Origin of the sequence: Pedobacter sp. Bi126 (genome assembly GCF_918698245.1) — a bacterium.
In the GTDB taxonomy this organism is placed as follows: Bacteria; Bacteroidota; Bacteroidia; order Sphingobacteriales; family Sphingobacteriaceae; genus Pedobacter.
The window spans coordinates 247,640-263,405 of record NZ_CAKKMS010000006.1 but is presented as its reverse complement, the minus strand read 5'-3'; the positions used below and the strand labels follow the sequence as shown (position 1 = coordinate 263,405).

The 15,766-nt window shown below is 37.9% G+C and carries 14 protein-coding genes; 5 read left to right on the top strand and 9 right to left on the bottom strand.

What is annotated here, in order from left to right; all coding sequences use genetic code 11:
- Positions 1-14 precede the first annotated feature (14 nt).
- The 3 genes from LQ201_RS21360 to LQ201_RS21350 are packed head-to-tail and all read right to left on the bottom strand — an operon-like array spanning position 15 to position 3,098.
- A complete protein-coding gene (locus tag LQ201_RS21360) occupies positions 15-1,520 on the bottom strand; it encodes a PH domain-containing protein (RefSeq protein ID WP_230145161.1) in 1,506 nt (501 codons plus the stop codon).
- Entirely contained in the window at positions 1,513-2,067 is a 555-nt protein-coding gene (locus LQ201_RS21355) for a PH domain-containing protein (RefSeq protein WP_230145162.1), read from the bottom strand. The genes LQ201_RS21360 and LQ201_RS21355 overlap by 8 nt, the downstream gene beginning before the upstream one ends.
- Positions 2,068-2,123: 56 nt before the next feature.
- The gene (locus LQ201_RS21350) at positions 2,124-3,098 is read right to left on the bottom strand and encodes an SGNH/GDSL hydrolase family protein (RefSeq protein ID WP_230145163.1); all 975 of its coding nucleotides are present in this window, start codon (positions 3,096-3,098) and stop codon (positions 2,124-2,126) included.
- 301 nt (positions 3,099-3,399) lie between these two features.
- On the opposite strand from LQ201_RS21350, the gene LQ201_RS21345 reads away from it, so the two are divergent.
- Together LQ201_RS21345 and LQ201_RS21340 are read left to right on the top strand one after the other, a co-directional pair.
- The gene (locus LQ201_RS21345) at positions 3,400-4,770 is read left to right on the top strand and encodes a dipeptidase (RefSeq protein ID WP_230145164.1); all 1,371 of its coding nucleotides are present in this window, start codon (positions 3,400-3,402) and stop codon (positions 4,768-4,770) included.
- 513 nt (positions 4,771-5,283) lie between these two features.
- The gene (locus LQ201_RS21340; RefSeq protein ID WP_230145165.1) at positions 5,284-6,264 is read left to right on the top strand and encodes a glycoside hydrolase family 43 protein; all 981 of its coding nucleotides are present in this window, start codon (positions 5,284-5,286) and stop codon (positions 6,262-6,264) included.
- Positions 6,265-6,284: 20 nt separating this feature from the next.
- Here the strand turns inward: LQ201_RS21340 and LQ201_RS21335 are convergent, their stop codons facing one another.
- Positions 6,285-7,532, bottom strand: coding sequence for an MFS transporter (locus tag LQ201_RS21335; RefSeq protein WP_230145166.1), 1,248 nt, complete (start codon positions 7,530-7,532; stop codon positions 6,285-6,287).
- 140 nt (positions 7,533-7,672) lie between these two features.
- On the opposite strand from LQ201_RS21335, the gene LQ201_RS21330 reads away from it, so the two are divergent.
- Positions 7,673-8,569 (top strand): glycoside hydrolase family 25 protein, encoded by an 897-nt coding sequence (locus LQ201_RS21330; protein ID WP_230145167.1) that lies wholly within the window; start codon positions 7,673-7,675, stop codon positions 8,567-8,569.
- 207 nt (positions 8,570-8,776) lie between these two features.
- Here the strand turns inward: LQ201_RS21330 and LQ201_RS21325 are convergent, their stop codons facing one another.
- Positions 8,777-9,874: a mandelate racemase/muconate lactonizing enzyme family protein gene (locus tag LQ201_RS21325; RefSeq protein ID WP_230145168.1), complete on the bottom strand. Its 1,098-nt coding sequence runs from the start codon at positions 9,872-9,874 to the stop codon at positions 8,777-8,779.
- A gap of 131 nt (positions 9,875-10,005) precedes the next feature.
- Here LQ201_RS21325 and LQ201_RS21320 point away from each other — a divergent pair, with 131 nt between their 5' ends.
- On the top strand, positions 10,006-12,015 hold the full coding sequence (locus LQ201_RS21320; RefSeq protein WP_230145169.1) for a thioredoxin domain-containing protein: 2,010 nt from the start codon (positions 10,006-10,008) through the stop codon (positions 12,013-12,015).
- Between the two features lie 10 nt (positions 12,016-12,025).
- Positions 12,026-12,532, top strand: coding sequence for a peptidylprolyl isomerase (locus LQ201_RS21315; RefSeq protein ID WP_057933416.1), 507 nt, complete (start codon positions 12,026-12,028; stop codon positions 12,530-12,532).
- Between the two features lie 83 nt (positions 12,533-12,615).
- Here LQ201_RS21315 and LQ201_RS21310 read toward each other — a convergent pair whose 3' ends face one another.
- From LQ201_RS21310 to LQ201_RS21295, 4 genes are read right to left on the bottom strand one after another with little or no spacing between them, the layout of a single operon-like run.
- Entirely contained in the window at positions 12,616-13,245 is a 630-nt protein-coding gene (locus tag LQ201_RS21310) for a Uma2 family endonuclease (RefSeq protein ID WP_230145170.1), read from the bottom strand.
- Positions 13,246-13,255: 10 nt separating this feature from the next.
- Entirely contained in the window at positions 13,256-13,885 is a 630-nt protein-coding gene (locus LQ201_RS21305) for a Uma2 family endonuclease (RefSeq protein WP_230145171.1), read from the bottom strand.
- A 43-nt stretch (positions 13,886-13,928) separates the two neighbouring features.
- Positions 13,929-15,149 (bottom strand): hypothetical protein, encoded by a 1,221-nt coding sequence (locus tag LQ201_RS21300; protein ID WP_230145172.1) that lies wholly within the window; start codon positions 15,147-15,149, stop codon positions 13,929-13,931.
- Complete coding sequence (locus LQ201_RS21295; protein ID WP_230145173.1) at positions 15,142-15,726, bottom strand: RNA polymerase sigma factor; 585 nt, start codon at positions 15,724-15,726, stop codon at positions 15,142-15,144. The genes LQ201_RS21300 and LQ201_RS21295 overlap by 8 nt, the downstream gene beginning before the upstream one ends.
- Positions 15,727-15,766: the final 40 nt, after the last annotated feature.

Here is a 15,766-nt window from a genome sequence, read left to right as displayed (position 1 = left end):
TTTAGTTCTTTAAATTACATCCAATTCTCGTTTTTACGCTCTACCTGATACAGCCAGTAATTTACCAGCTGTTTAATTTCGGTATAATTGCCATATTTAAAATGAATCTGACCAGCAGCCGTGTGTAAAGTGAGGTGACCAACATCAACCCCTTTATGCCATGGATATTGAAAAGTGGTAATGGCCTGAATTTTATTTGGCACTACAATTTCATTTGAAATATCCCAAATCCCGCTGGTTTTGATGATGAAATCTTGACTTACTGAAATCTGATGTCGGCGATAACTGATATAAATCATCAAAATACCGATGATTAAGTAAGCAATTGATACGCCGATATACGGCTTAACCTCAGGAACGTTAAACGCAATAATTAAAAATGCCACCACAGGCAAAATCAGTTTAAAGAAAATAGGTAAATTCAAAAAACGCCAGTCGGGGATAAATATTTTCGACCTTAAAGGTGTTTGGCCCAATATCATTTTTAGCAATTCGTCCCTTTCGCCAGGGTTACATCCCGGAATTTCCAAAGTGTTCCCCTGCATTTCATGCCCTTTTTTACTTTGACCAAAATGAGCCTGCTTTAAGCTCATATTGAGCATATTCATCTTTTTCTGAAAGTAATTCTGGCTGTATTTGGTAATCTGGACTTTATTCGGACTAATCAAGGTGTTTTTCTTGGCAATCAGCCCTGAAGAGAGTAAGAGTGTGTTTTTATGTTCGCTAATTTCCAGCTCAAAATACTTATAAAAGGTTCTAACCAGGTTAATAATTAACAGTACAATTAAAAGGCAGGCAATTAAGATAAAAATTGTAACTATAGTCAGCATACCCGTTACTGCGCTCTGAATTTCATCTTTATTAATTTTAAAAGCATCAAGCAGTTGCCTGCCCTCGTAAATAACGGTATAAAAAAAAGCAGCAAGTAAGGCCAAACTTTGCCCATAGTTAGAGGTTAGTCCTACTTTAAACAAAGTCCAGGCACTTATTCTTAAAAATGGTGTTTCTGCTGTCTTGTGGTTTTCATGTTCAATTTCCGATTGTGTTTCAGTTACGGTTCTTGTATTTAATAAATGTTCTTTAAGGTTATAGGCAGAAGTTTCGTCAATTGCTTTTATGCTTACTTCTTCTCCATGAGCACCGGCTGTATCGATTTTTAGCCCATAAACGCCGATAATTTTCTGCAGAATATTTTGGTTAATGTTAACCTGCTGTATTTTATCGAGCTGAATAATTACCTGATCGCGGTTGAATATGCCCTTATTTACCACAAATTCCTGCTTTTCTTTATCTAAAAAGAACGTAAATTTCAAATACCATAAATAAGCAAATATAAAACTGAATACAATTATCGCAGAAATGCCCAATATCAGGTAGGTGAAAGAAGTGCTCGGCATCTTTACAAAGGCAATAATGAATAAGAAAAAACTCGCCTTACCAATTTTTAGCATGGTATGAGCACCCATTATAATGATACCAAAGGCCGATTCCCGCTGCGGTTTACTAAAATCGTTATGCATTGGCATTCAATTCTGTTGTTGGATTTTCAAGCAGGTCTAGTTTTTTCAAAAGCAGGTCCCTGATACGCATGGCATCATTAATTGCAATCCCTGAAATATGGATATGCCCTGTTTGGCCACCTGCAGTAAAAAGCTGTAAGGATCCCAGTTTATATATTCTGGAAAAAATCCCTTCATTTAATTCGATATGCTGAATCCTGTTTAAAGGAACAATTGTTGTCGATTCGGCAATAATGCCACTTTTGTATATTACATCATGTGTGCGGATGGCATACCCCCGTTTTTTAAAACTGGCGCGAAAGAGTAGCAAAAAGATAGTAAATAAAGCTAAATAAAGGGGGATAATCCATTTGGCATTTGATTTTACTTCATCAACAAAGAATAGGAGTATACCAATAGCTATTCCCAGCAAGCCAAAAAAGATCAGTAGATTAATACAGATGATTTTCCAATAATCGGGGTGTGGCCGGCTTAACTGAATTTCTTCGTATTTTGGAAGAAGATCGAGATCAATAACTTCATTGGTGAAAAATGTCTCAGTAGTCATGGTTAAAGGTATAAAACATTATTAATCTATAAATAGACTAATATTTAAATCTTTTGTTACCTCGCTACAATAAACTTTTTTGCAGAATTATATTGACCTGAATCGGAAGAGATTTTAAAGAAATAAATGCCGGGAACAAAGGTAGAGGTGTTGATTTCTAAGGTGTGTTTTCCAGTATTGAGGTATTCATTTACGACTGTTTTAACCAAGCGGCCCATTAAATCAAAAATCTGAATGTTAAGTTTATCCGATTCGGGTAAAACCACATCGATAAAGGTTTGCATGGCTGCAGGATTAGGGTAATTCTGAGAAACAGTAAATTTTAAGAATTTATCAAAAATTGCCTTATTGATGGCGTCGAAAATTACATAACTTACCAATCTGTAGCCGCGTGCATTTGGATGAAAGGGATCCTGATAAAGCGAAAAATCACGCCTCATGGCCGCGTTTATATCGGCTAAATATATTTTATATTCTGCAGCTAATTTTCTGTAGGCTGTATTAAGGTTTCTGATGTTGGTATTTACCGCCACATAACTTTTAATGGTTCTATCATCAACAAACTGGAGTGTACACAAAATTGGAACTAATTTCTGTTTAAGGCTTGCCGTAATCAATACCCGCATATTAGCAACGGTTTCTGCTATACTTCCTTTACCAGTAGTCATTGCAACAGCATCATTAATGCCCATATCAATTACAATAAAGCCGGTTCTATCGGCAATTGCATTATCAATTCTGAGTAATCCCTGAAAGGTAGTCTGACCACCAATACCATGATTGGTAATATCCACGATTTTATTCGTATAACAATTTATAAAATTATTCTGAAGCATGGTTTGAAAACCAACACCGTTAACACCTTCTACGGTACTGGCTCCAAAGGTTACAATATTTATACTGTCTTTCGAATAATATTGGGCTGCTTCCGGGCAACTTACTCTAGTAGGGGGCGGCCCCTGAGCTAAGGAAGAAATGCGGACAACAAGAAGCAGCAGCAGAGATAGAAATACTTTTGCGCTAAACTTCATTGTTAAAATTCTTTCGTACAGGATTTAAGGATATCTGTTATTGGCGCAATTTACAAAAAAGTAAATATAATTAATGCTGTGCTATATTTTTTTACAAACATTAAATCATTTTTTTGTATTTGTTAAAAGACGCGTTTTAAGTTTAAAAAATAAAGACGTGATTTTGGATCTTAAAAAAAATAATTAAACCCATTAACCTTCTGGCTATAAGCAAAATTTTACCCTGATATGGGGATAATTTATTAACCGCTTAAGTACCTTTTATTTGGTAAAGCCTATATTTGTCCAAATTCATTTTGTTATGCAAGAGATTAAAAATTATGTAGAAACGCACAAACAACGTTTTTTAGATGAGTTGTTTGAGTTATTGCGTTTTCCATCGGTAAGTGCTGATCCGAAATACAAAGGCGATGTTTTAAAAACAGCTGATTATGTTGCGCAGAAATTAAAAGATGCAGGTGCAGATCAGGTAGAAATTTGCCCAACCGCAGGATATCCTATTGTTTATGGCGAAAAAATTATAGATGCTTCTTTACCCACTGTTTTAATATATGGTCATTACGATGTTCAACCGGCCGATCCATTGGAACTTTGGCATACACCACCTTTTGAGCCTACAATACGCGATGGTAAAATTTATGCCCGCGGCGCTTGCGATGATAAAGGACAGTTTTACATGCACGTAAAAGCATTCGAACTGATGATGCAAACCAATACTTTGGCCTGCAATGTTAAATTTATGATCGAAGGTGAAGAGGAGGTGGGTTCTGCAAATCTGGGCATTTTTGTAAACGCGAATGCCGAGCGTTTAAAAGCCGATGTAGTCTTAATTTCTGATACTTCGATGATCAGCATGGAACATCCATCAATCGAAACGGGTTTGCGTGGTTTAGCTTACATGGAAGTTGAAGTAGTTGGTCCGAACCGCGATTTACACTCTGGAGTTTACGGTGGGGCAGTAGCCAATCCTGCAACTATCCTTTGTAAAATGATCGCTTCATTACACGATGAAAATAACCACATCACTATCCCTGCCTTTTATGATAAAGTGCTTGAGTTAACAGATGAGGAGAAAAAAGCATTAAATTCTGCACCTTATGACGAAGCCGAATACAAAAAGGACTTAGATATCGAAGAAGTTTGGGGTGAGAAAGGTTATACAACCCTTGAACGTACGGGTACCCGCCCAACTTTAGAAGTGAACGGAATTTGGAGCGGTTACATTGGTGAGGGAGCAAAAACGGTATTGCCGAGTAAAGCCAATGCGAAAATTTCTATGCGTTTGGTTCCACACCAGAGCTCAGAAGAAATTGCAGAGATTTTTACCAAACACTTTGAAAGCATTGCGCCTAAAAATGTAAAGGTAAAAGTTACGCCTCATCATGGCGGCGAACCAGTAGTAACCCCAACTGATAGTATTGCTTACCAGGCAGCCGAAAAAGCAATTGAAGATAGTTTTGGTAAAAAAGCTATTCCAACACGCGGCGGAGGCAGTATCCCTATTGTGGCCTTGTTTGAAGATGCATTGGGTATTAAATCGGTGCTTTTTGGCTTCGGTTTAGATAGTGATGCTTTACACTCGCCAAATGAGAAATATGATATCTACAATTATTATAAAGGAATAGAAACTTTGCCGTTATTCCATAAATATTTCGCAGAGCTGAGCAAATAAGCTTAACCGCGCATTCAGGCTGAACAATATTATATTTGTCAGTCTGAGCGGAGTCGAAGACCATCCCTGCCTATTTAATATAAGCAGGGATTTTTTTTGAGAGCGAATATTGATTCTTTGTAAATGAACGGTTGGTTTTTCATAGGTGCTGTAGTCCCGCCATTCGCTTTATCCCGATGAAAAAATCGGGATGCCCGCTACTGTCGGGTTTATTTAACAGCTGTCGGTTCTTCGAAGCAAACCTGTTCATGCAATGTGCTATTATGCGTCCTGCAGCCCTGAATAGTAATGGTAGCCCTGCAAGCTAAACCTGACCGTAGTGTAAAACCCACAGGCCAAAGCATGAGGCCGAGGATTTGAAACGGAGGGCAGGGCAGGTTTAACCAACTAGCTTGGGATTTTGCTTTCCAAAACAACTAAGTGAATTTAACTTCTATTGTCAGTCTGAGCGGAGTCGAAGACAATAGAATAACCTAAATTTTTTTAATAGCTATTTTTTTCTAAATTGCTGCCATGAAATATCTATTCTCATCTCTTTTACTTTTATCTGGACTTACTTCTTTAGCTCAAGATACTAAAACGATTAACCAGTCTGGAAATCCAATATTTCAAGGTTGGTATGCAGACCCTGATGCTGCTATTTTTAACAATAAGTATTGGGTTTATCCCACTTACTCGGCCAGGTATAAAGAACAGGTTTTTTTAGATGCCTTTTCATCAGATGATTTGGTGAAATGGAAAAAACATCCGCACATTCTGGACACTGCCGCTGTAAAATGGGCCAATAAAGCCATGTGGGCCCCAGCAATTGTTCAAAAAGACAAAAAGTATTACCTGTTTTTTGGTGCCAACGATATTCAAAGCGATAAAGAAATGGGTGGAATTGGCGTAGCCGTTGCCGATAAACCTGAAGGACCATATAAAGACCATTTAGGGAAACCTTTGGTGGATAAATTCCATAATGGAGCGCAACCTATTGATCAGTTTGTGTTTAAAGATAAAGACGGCCAGTATTATTTAATTTATGGTGGCTGGAAACACTGCAATATTGCAAAGTTGAATAAAGATTTTACCGGCTTTTTGCCATTTGAAGATGGTACAACTTTTAAAGAAATTACGCCTGATAATTATGTAGAAGGGCCATATATGTTCATCAGAAATGGTAAATATTATTTCATGTGGAGCGAAGGCGGCTGGACTGGTCCCGATTACTCAGTAGCTTATGCCGTTGGCGATTCTCCATTCGGTCCGTTTAAGCGGATTGGCAAAATATTAAAGCAAGATGCTGCTATTGCTACCGGTGCAGGCCATCATTCTGTAATTATTAATGAGAAAAAAGGACAATATTATATTGTTTACCACCGTCGCCCCTTAACCGAAACTGATGGCAATCATCGAGTTACCTGTATTGACGAAATGAAGTTTGATGCAGATGGTAATATCCTTCCAGTAAAAATTACAAATGAAGGTGTAAAAGCCCAAAAAGTAAAATAATTACCGTTCAGCTGGAGGTTTTATTCAATTTCCAGCTGCGCTTCGCTTTTTAGCAAAACACTTTTTGCCTGCTTTTTATTAAGTGTATTAAAACCCCAGGTGCATAGTAAAAGCATAGCCGCAAGCCCTATCCAAAGCCAGTTATAACCGAAATTTTTGGCGATCAAGAAGCCAAAATATGGGCCGAAAACCTGAGCACACGACCAGCTCAAGGTATAACCTGCTGCATATAAACCCCTGTTATGTTCGTTACTTCTGCTAATTACGATTGTATTGATAAAAGGTAAGGTGAGCATCTCTCCGCAGGTAAAAACGACAATGGTAAGTATTGCTGCAGCAATATGAAAACTAACCGGGGCACTTAATATAATATACGAAACTGCAAATAGAACCGCACCAACGATAATAAAAAACATGGGTGATCTTTTTGCTTCAATCTTGTTGATCATGATCATTTCGAATAGCGCAATTACTGCTCCGTTTATGCCAATAATAATACCGATTTGAAACTCATCAATATGCCATTGTTCCTTAAAAAATACCGGAACAACCCTAAACATTAAAAAAGCGCAGGTAATAAAAACAGTGGTAAGCAGAATGAACTTTACAAAAAAAGTATCTTCCCATGGTTTCAGAATGACCATGTTGCTGGCGTTTTCTTTAGCCTTTTTAATAAAATCTTTCACTTGCGGTAAAAACGACAGGATTAATAAACCAACAATAATGCTTACCCCACCTTCAACAATAAACAAAAGCTTATAATTAATTGAAGCAATAATTCCTGCCAAACTAATGCCTACCGACCAACCGATGTTTACCGCGAGTCTGTTTAAAGAGTACGATCTTGTTATAGTGCCTTCTGCAGCATAGTGTGCAACAGCCGTGAAATTTGCAGGGCGGAATGCCTCAGAAAAAAAGCTGATGACAACAGTTAAAATGCATAAACTATAAAAGTGAGTAATGGTAGAAAAGAGGATGAAAAGTAAACCACCTACTATCGAAGAAAGGATTTGCACCGGGCGGAAACCAATCATATCGGTCAATTTTCCTCCTGTTGCCGAACCCAGAATCGAACCCACACCAAATAAAGTGATGATTAAACCCGCGTCCATTTCCGAGCGGTGTAAACTTTGGGTAACATACAAGCCCATAAATGGGACAGCCATGCTTCCACATCTGTTAAACATCATTACAATGCTCAATAACCAGGTTTCTCTGCTTAATCCGCTGAATGATGTTTTATAGGTGTTGAAAATAAGTTTGAACATGTGGTATTTAGATGGGGTAAAAATAGCAAAAGCCAGATATTAATTAATCATCTGAATTCAATATCCGCTTGTTAGATTAAAAAAGATGAGCAAAAAATATCCCATAATTTTTCACAAATTTGCATCCGGAAACCGATCAAATGCCGCCAGAGAAAAGAACCCCACTAAACAAGACCCCTGTTGCCAGAAAACCTGCCGTTAAGAAACCTGTAGCAAGAAAATCCACAACAGCCAAAAAAAAGAAAGGTGGTATTTCCGTTCAACTTAAACTGGTTATTGCAGGTTTATTGTTGATTTTACTCTCTCCATTTTACTATGGTTATGTTTTAAGAAGTTTTGTGGCTACCTGGCGCTGGGTTAAAGATTGGGGGCAAGATCCAAATTACAGGACTTACGAAAGTTTTAATATTAAAATCCCTAAAAAATATACCGTTCATGGTATCGATGTTTCCTACTATCAGGGCAAAATAAACTGGCAAAAAGTAAAGGAAATGAAAGAGGATGAGGTTAGTATCCGTTTTGCCTTTATCAAAGCCACAGAGGGATTAATGTTGGTCGATCCCTATTTTCAACGCAATTGGCGCGAAGCCCCAAAAGCAGGAATTATTTGCGGTGCATATCATTTTTTCAGACCGAAAAAGGATGGTAAAACACAGGCTAAATTTTTCTTACAGGTGGTGAAAATCGAGAAAGGGGATTTACCACCAGTTGTGGATATTGAATCGCTGGATGGCGTTTCTCCTTTGAAAATGAGGGCAGAACTATCTGATTTTCTCAATTATGTAGAAATGAAAACCAAAGTCAGGCCGATTGTTTATACCGGGCTTAAATTTTATGAAGATTATTTAGTTGATCATTTTGATGATTACCCCTTGTGGATTGCCCATTATTATCAACCAAAACTAAGGATGGATAAAAGCCGTTGGAAATTTTGGCAGCACTCTGATAAAGCCAAAATTAACGGCATCGGCCATGTGGTTGATTTCAATGCTTTTAATGGAGATAGTTTAGCGTTAGATAGGTTGGTAGTTCATTAGTCATTGGTTCACTGGTCATCAGTACATTAGTCATATACTTGTGCGTCGTCATCCTGAACTTGTTTCAGGATCTATTATATGTGATTTTACAATCCTTTAATAGTTTAAATAGTTGTTCCAGGTCATTTACATCATACTGGAAAGCCAATGGGCTACACTAGTAGGCTCGCTAGAAACCAATGAACTATTGACTAATGAACAACTGAACTAAATAGTCCAACTTTCACATTCCGCTAAGAAAAATTCATCAGCTTCAGCACCAATGCCAATTTCTTCGGGCACATCAAGGAAGTATCCATTATAAGTGAGGCCACCAACCACAGGATCGACCAAATGGCCCAGCAAGGCAGTATCTAAATCAAAAAACTCCACATTTGGGCTGGCCAATGCAAAATGTAAATTGGCGCTTAAAGCAATCCTGGTTTCGAGCATACTTCCAATCATACATTTTACGCCGCGTTGTAAGGCTTCCTCATGGATTTTTTGCGCTTCTAAAATGCCTCCGGATTTCGAAAATTTAATGTTTAAATAAGTTGTAGACTGGCTATTGATCAATTTACGGGCATCGTGATGGTTGTAACAGCTTTCGTCGGCCATGAGCTTAATCGGAGAATTTACATTTAATTCAGGCAGTTTATCATCATACCAGGTGCGCATAGGTTGTTCGCAAAACTCAATATTGTATTTTTCTAGCTCACCTAAAGCAAATAAAGCGTCATCAAAACTCCAGCCTTGATTGGCATCCAGTCGTAAAATTAAATCTTCGCCTACTGCTTCGCGGATATGTTTTACCCTTTCTATATCATCATGTACTTTTTTGCCCAGTTTAATCTTTAGGATGCGGCAGCCTTGGCTTTTATATTTCAACGCTGTTACTGCCATTCCCGCCGGTGTGTCGATACCAATGGTCATATCAGTTTCTATGGTGCGTTTGGTTCCACCAAGAAATTTATACAATGGTAATTTTGCATTTTTGGCCGCAATATCAAATAATGCCATATCGAAAGCACTTTTAATGGTATTGTTATGATCGGCATAACCCAATAAATCATTCATCCGCTCCGGAATTTCTAAGGGGTCTTTCCCTTTTAAAATGGCGGCGAAGTCTTTGGCCATCGCAATGCAGGTTTCCTGCGTTTCACCCACAATCATTGGGAAAGCAGAACATTCTCCAATTCCATGAATGCCTGTATCGGTAAAAATCCTCACTAATACATTCTGGGCAAAATGCATGGTTCCGGTTGCAATAACAAAAGGTTCCATTGGGATGCTAAAGCGGTATATTTCGGTATGGGTGATTTTCATTTGTTGTATGCCTAGATTTCCAACTAAAGTATAAAAACAAAAACTAAATCGAAACAGGTTTGTAGATTATTAATAGATTTACGCCTCAAATTAAAATTCCTTTTTCCCACTTACATTTTACATTAGCTGCCATGTCTGATACCAATAACCTAATCCACGCCTCATCTCCATATCTGTTGCAGCATGCCCATAATCCTGTCAATTGGTATGAGTGGGGCGCAGAAGCGTTAGAAAAGGCAAAAACGGAAAATAAACTCATTTTGGTGAGCATTGGCTATTCGGCCTGTCATTGGTGCCATGTAATGGAACGCGAAAGTTTCGAGAATCATGAAGTGGCCGAGGTGATGAACCGTCATTTTATCTGCATTAAGGTAGATCGTGAGGAGCGCCCAGATATTGATCAGATTTATATGTATGCCATCCAGCTCATGACAGGAAGCGGTGGCTGGCCTTTAAACTGTATCTGTTTGCCAGATCAGCGTCCAATTTATGGCGGAACCTATTTCAGGAAAAACGATTGGATCAATATTCTGGAAAATGTTGCCACACTTTGGACAAATGAACCCGATAAGGCTATCCAATATGCAGAGCGGTTAACCTCGGGCATTAAAGACAGCGAAAAGATAATCCCAGCGCCCGAAAAAGAAGAATATACAAACGAACACCTAACCGAAATCATTGAACCCTGGAAACGCCATTTCGATATCGGTTACGGGGGATATAACCGCGCTCCAAAATTTCCTTTACCCAATAATTGGGTGTTTTTATTGCGGTATGCCTTTTTAAAAGATGATGAATCTGTTTTTACAGCGGTTTGCCATACGCTCGAAGAAATGAGCAGAGGCGGTATTTATGACCAGATTGGCGGAGGTTTCGCCCGTTATTCCGTTGATGATAAATGGCATGTTCCGCATTTCGAAAAAATGCTTTACGATAATGCTCAACTCATCAGTTTATACGCTGAAGCTTATCAGTGCACCAAGTTCTATTCGTTTAAACAAACAGTAGTTGAAACCATAAATTGGGTTTTTGAAGAGATGACTTCAGCAGATGGATTGTTTTATTCGGCCTTAGATGCAGATAGCGAAGGGGTAGAAGGCAAGTTTTACATCTGGGATAAAGCAGAATTCGATCAGGTTTTAGGAAAAGATGCCAAATTAATCGGCGCTTACTACAACATTACCGAAGAAGGTAACTGGGAAGAAGAGCAAACCAATATTTTGCGCAAAACCATCAGCGATGACGATCTGCTTGCAAAATTTGATGTTGATGCAGAACAGCTTTATGACAAAGTAAATTCAGCCAAAACAAAATTAATGGCTGTGCGTAGCAAAAGAATCCGACCAGGCTTGGATGATAAGTGTTTAACCGCCTGGAATGGTATGATGATTAAAGCTTTGGCTGATGCCGCAGAGGTACTGAGTCATGAGCTATATTACGAAAAAGCATCAGCTGCGGCCAGTTTTATCCTAAGCCACTTAAAATCAGAAAATGGTGGCTTATACCGTAATTATAAAAACGGAAAGGCTTCTATTACGGGCTTCTTAGATGATTATGCCTTTTTTATTGAAGCACTGATTGCCTTATACGAAGCTGATTTTGATGAAAAATGGTTAGAAGAGGCAAAATCATTGACCGATTATGTAATTGCTAATTTTACGGATACAGATTCGCCGATGTTCTTTTATACCTCAGCTGAAAGTGAAGATTTAATTGCCCGTAAACACGAAGTAATGGATAATGTGATTCCCGCTTCAAATTCTACAATGGCGCAGAATTTAAAAAAGTTGGGTTTGCTTTTCGATATTGAACAATACTCCGAAAAAGCGGCAGAAATGCTTGCTGCGGTTCAGCCGAAGATCAAAAGTTACGGCTCTGCCTACTCAAACTGGGCTATTCAACTATTAAATGAAATTTACGGTATAAACGAAATTGCCATTACCGGTTTAGAAACCGATAGTATTAAGTTGGCATTAAGCGGACATTATATTCCGAACAAAATTACATTGGGCGGAACAAAAAGTAACCTGCCGCTGTTAAAAGGTAAGCAAAGCAATGAAACAAAAGTTTATATTTGCCGAAATAAAGTATGCCAGTTGCCGGTTAACACTGTTGAGGACGCATTAGAGTATTTACAATAAATTAATTTAAATGAATATTTCACCAAACTCTGTAGTAGCGTTAACTTACGAATTGCATACTACTAACGAAGAAGGACAACAAGTTTTTGTAGAAAAAGCTGACGAACAAAATCCTTTAGTATTTTTATATGGCGTTGGCATGATGTTGCCTAAATTTGAAGAACATTTAACTGGTTTAAAAACTGGTGATGAATATGGCTTCGAGCTATCTGCAGCAGATGGTTACGGTGATATCGATCCAGGTGCTTTCGCCGATCTTCCAAAAACCATGTTTACTGAAGCTGGTGGCGAATTACCAAATGTAGGCGATGTGATTCCTTTACAAGATAACAATGGTAATCAGTTTAGAGCAGGTGTTACTGCTGTTCACGACGAAACCATTTCAGTAGATTTAAACCACCCAATGGCTGGTAAAAATTTAGTGTTTAGCGGTGTGATTTTAAATGTACGTGAAGCTACTCAAGATGAATTGGCTCATGGTCATGCTCACGGAGCTGACGGTCATTCAGGTCACTAGTTATATATAAAAGATTTCAAAGAAGTCAAGTTTTAAATGGCAAAGTTGCTATAAAACTTGACTTCTTTCGTTAATATCCATGTTTAATCTTGAAAAACCTCATCTAAAATGAGTTTAAAACCTGGTATGATCGTTGTAGTTACCTCTTCACCCTCAGTGAGCAGTTTTGTTGGTTGAAACTTGCCATTATCATCAAGGATATATCTGAAAAATGTTTTTTCAGAAGGACTTACAATCCAGTATTCTTTAACACCTGCTTCTTCATAAACTTCATATTTATTGATCAGCTCTTTTTTATTATTGCCAGGCGATAAAATCTCGACAACAATATCTGGTGCGCCAATACATCCGCGTCTATCAAGCTTAGTCTGATCGCAAACTACCACGATATCCGGTTGCACTACGGTGAAAACCTCTTTATCATCTTGAGTTTTCTTAGCTAAACGAACATCAAAAGGAGCGGTATATACTTCACATTTTTTACCATTTAATGCATTATAGAGGGGGTTGGAAATTCTTCCCGATATTTTTTGATGAATCCTGGAAGGAGCAGGGCTCATCTTGAAAATGTAACCTTTGATAATTTCTAAGCGCTCTTCAAATTCGAAGCGCATATAATCTGCATAACTGTAAGTTGCAGAAAAATCGACCTCATTAAGGGTTTTAATTGGAGGTTGCTCCTCTTCAGTAGGATATGGTTTAATATTTTTCATAGAATTTATCCTAGTCTTTAAATACCTCTTCAAGAACAAGCTTAAAGCCTGGTATGATCGTTGTAGTTACCTCTTCGCCTTCGGTGAGTAGTTTTGTTGGCTGAAACTTGCCTTTGCCATCAAGGATATATCTGAAAAATGTTTTTTCAGAAGGACTTACAATCCAGTATTCTTTAACACCTGCTTCCTCATAAACCTCATATTTGTTGATCAATTCCTTTTTATTATTACCTGGTGATAAAATTTCGACAACAATATCTGGTGCGCCAATACATCCACGTTTATCCAGTTTAGATTGGTCGCAGATTACAGCAATATCGGGTTGCACTACGGTGAAAACTTCTTTGTCATCTTGAGTTTTCTTAGCTAAACGTACATCAAAAGGGGCGCAGTAAACATGACACGGTTTCCCTTTGAGTATATTGTATATGGGGACAAAAATGTTGGCTAAAATACCTTGGTGAATTCGCGAAGGAGCAGGGCTCATCTTGAAAATGTACCCTTTGATAAGTTCTAAGCGCTCTTCAAATTCGAAGCGCATATAATCTGCATAACTGTAAGTTGCAGAAAAATCGACCTCGTTAAGGGTTTTAATCGGAGGTTGCTCCTCTTCAGTAGGATATGGCTTGATATTCTTCATATTAGGTATTTAACCAAATATACTAAATATCTTAGTTTTTTTTCTAAAAATCAATCTTCAAACGCAGTCCGCCATTGGTGAGGTTAAGGTTTTCTTTAGAGAAAGTTTTCATCGGCAACCTTAAAAAAGGCTCGATGGCAATATTGTTCTTTTTGGATATCTTTTGTTTATAACCTAAAGAAAAATTGTAGAATCCGATGTATTTATCAGGATCTATATTGGCTTCGGGCTGTGGCTCAGTAGTTTTTTCTTTCACAATCAATGTCTTCGAATCGGCATAACCATTTGCTGTTGTCAAAGAAAAATTCTGTACCTGGTTTACAATATAGTTGTTCTGTTGTGAGTTTTTTAAAACAGCCAGTGCAGAAACCCCTATATTGGTGTACAGTTTATCACTTATGTTGTATTTTAATTCTAAAGGAACGTTAATTCCACGCACTTTAGCATCAACCGACTCGAGGTTTTTGCCTGATAAGGTTTGTGGTGCAGAAGCATTTAACGATTCGGTAGTGCTAATAGAAGCATACGAAACGCCAGAACTTATTGATAATTTATTGGCAATAGCATAAGATAAAGAAAAGCCATAGTTCATGGTTACTTTATTATCGTTACCCATTGCTGGCGCAATATACACATCAGGCTGCCATTTAGAATTTTCGCTTGTTTTTGATGGCGATTTTTGTTGATTCGCATAGCTATCCTGGGCAAGCAGTTTTTCAAAACTTGTTTGCGCAATGGGTTGAGGTTTTTTCTTTTCCGTTAAAATATCAAACTGTTTTGTTTTCAGGTTTGAAAGATTAGCACCCGCAAGCTTGTTATCTAAAAGGTTATTGTTTACAGGAGCCAATTGCGCTGATGTATTAATAAGCGAATAACCGGTCTGCTCTGTTAATAATGGTTTTGTGCTTCCTGTAATTTTGGCTGGACGATTGGCCGCCAGCTTATTTATAGGGCTTGTATCGTTATTTAATGAAGTAGAATCGATTTTAGTTTTAATATTGTTATTTGATTTCCGATCGGCTGTAGCATTTTGCTGAGCTTTAGGTTTAGTTATTGCAATATCTTTTTTCTGATCTATATTGTTTTGCGCAAAAAATACACCTCCTAAGACCAAAATTAAGGCAGCAGCAGCCCACAAAGGCCAAAAAGCGATGCCTCGTCTCTTATTTTTTTTCTCCGAAAAGCGCTCCCAAGCACCATCAGGGTATGTTTCCTCATGGTTTTGGAGTTGCGCGGTAATATGCTCAATTAATTCCTTATCCATTTTTTTCGTATGAATTAACCATGGTATTTAGGTAAAGGGTACGTAACTTACTCTTAGAACGTGTAAGGTAAACACGACTGGAACTTTCAGGAATGTTTAACATCTTCGAAATTTCATCGTGGGCAAAGCCCTCAATTTCATATAAGTTAAATACCAGTCTCTGCGTATCTGGTAAGTGATTTAGTAAATTCAAAATATCATTAACGTGTAGTTCCGAAGCGACCGAAACCTGGGTAACCGGATGTTCACTTTCAGCTAAATCATCAACATAAAACTGAACTTTCGAACTTCGTATCTTGTCTATTGCCGTCCGCGAAGCAATCTGGGCAATCCAGCCTTTAAACGATCGCTGTAATTCTTCCGGATTTTTTGGTGCTTTGAAACCGCCAACATGCTTAAAAATCTTGATAAAACTATCATTTACAAGCTCTTCACTGTCGGAAGGGTTCTTTGTATACCTTAAAATAATGCCCATTAAATAGCCATAAAATGATTTATACATCATTTCTTTACAGCTATTGTCGTTTTTTACACAGCCTTTTAAAATTTCCTCAAAACTGAGTATTTTTTTTATCACCCCTGTAAAGGACTATTTATTAAAGGTTTATCATGATTAA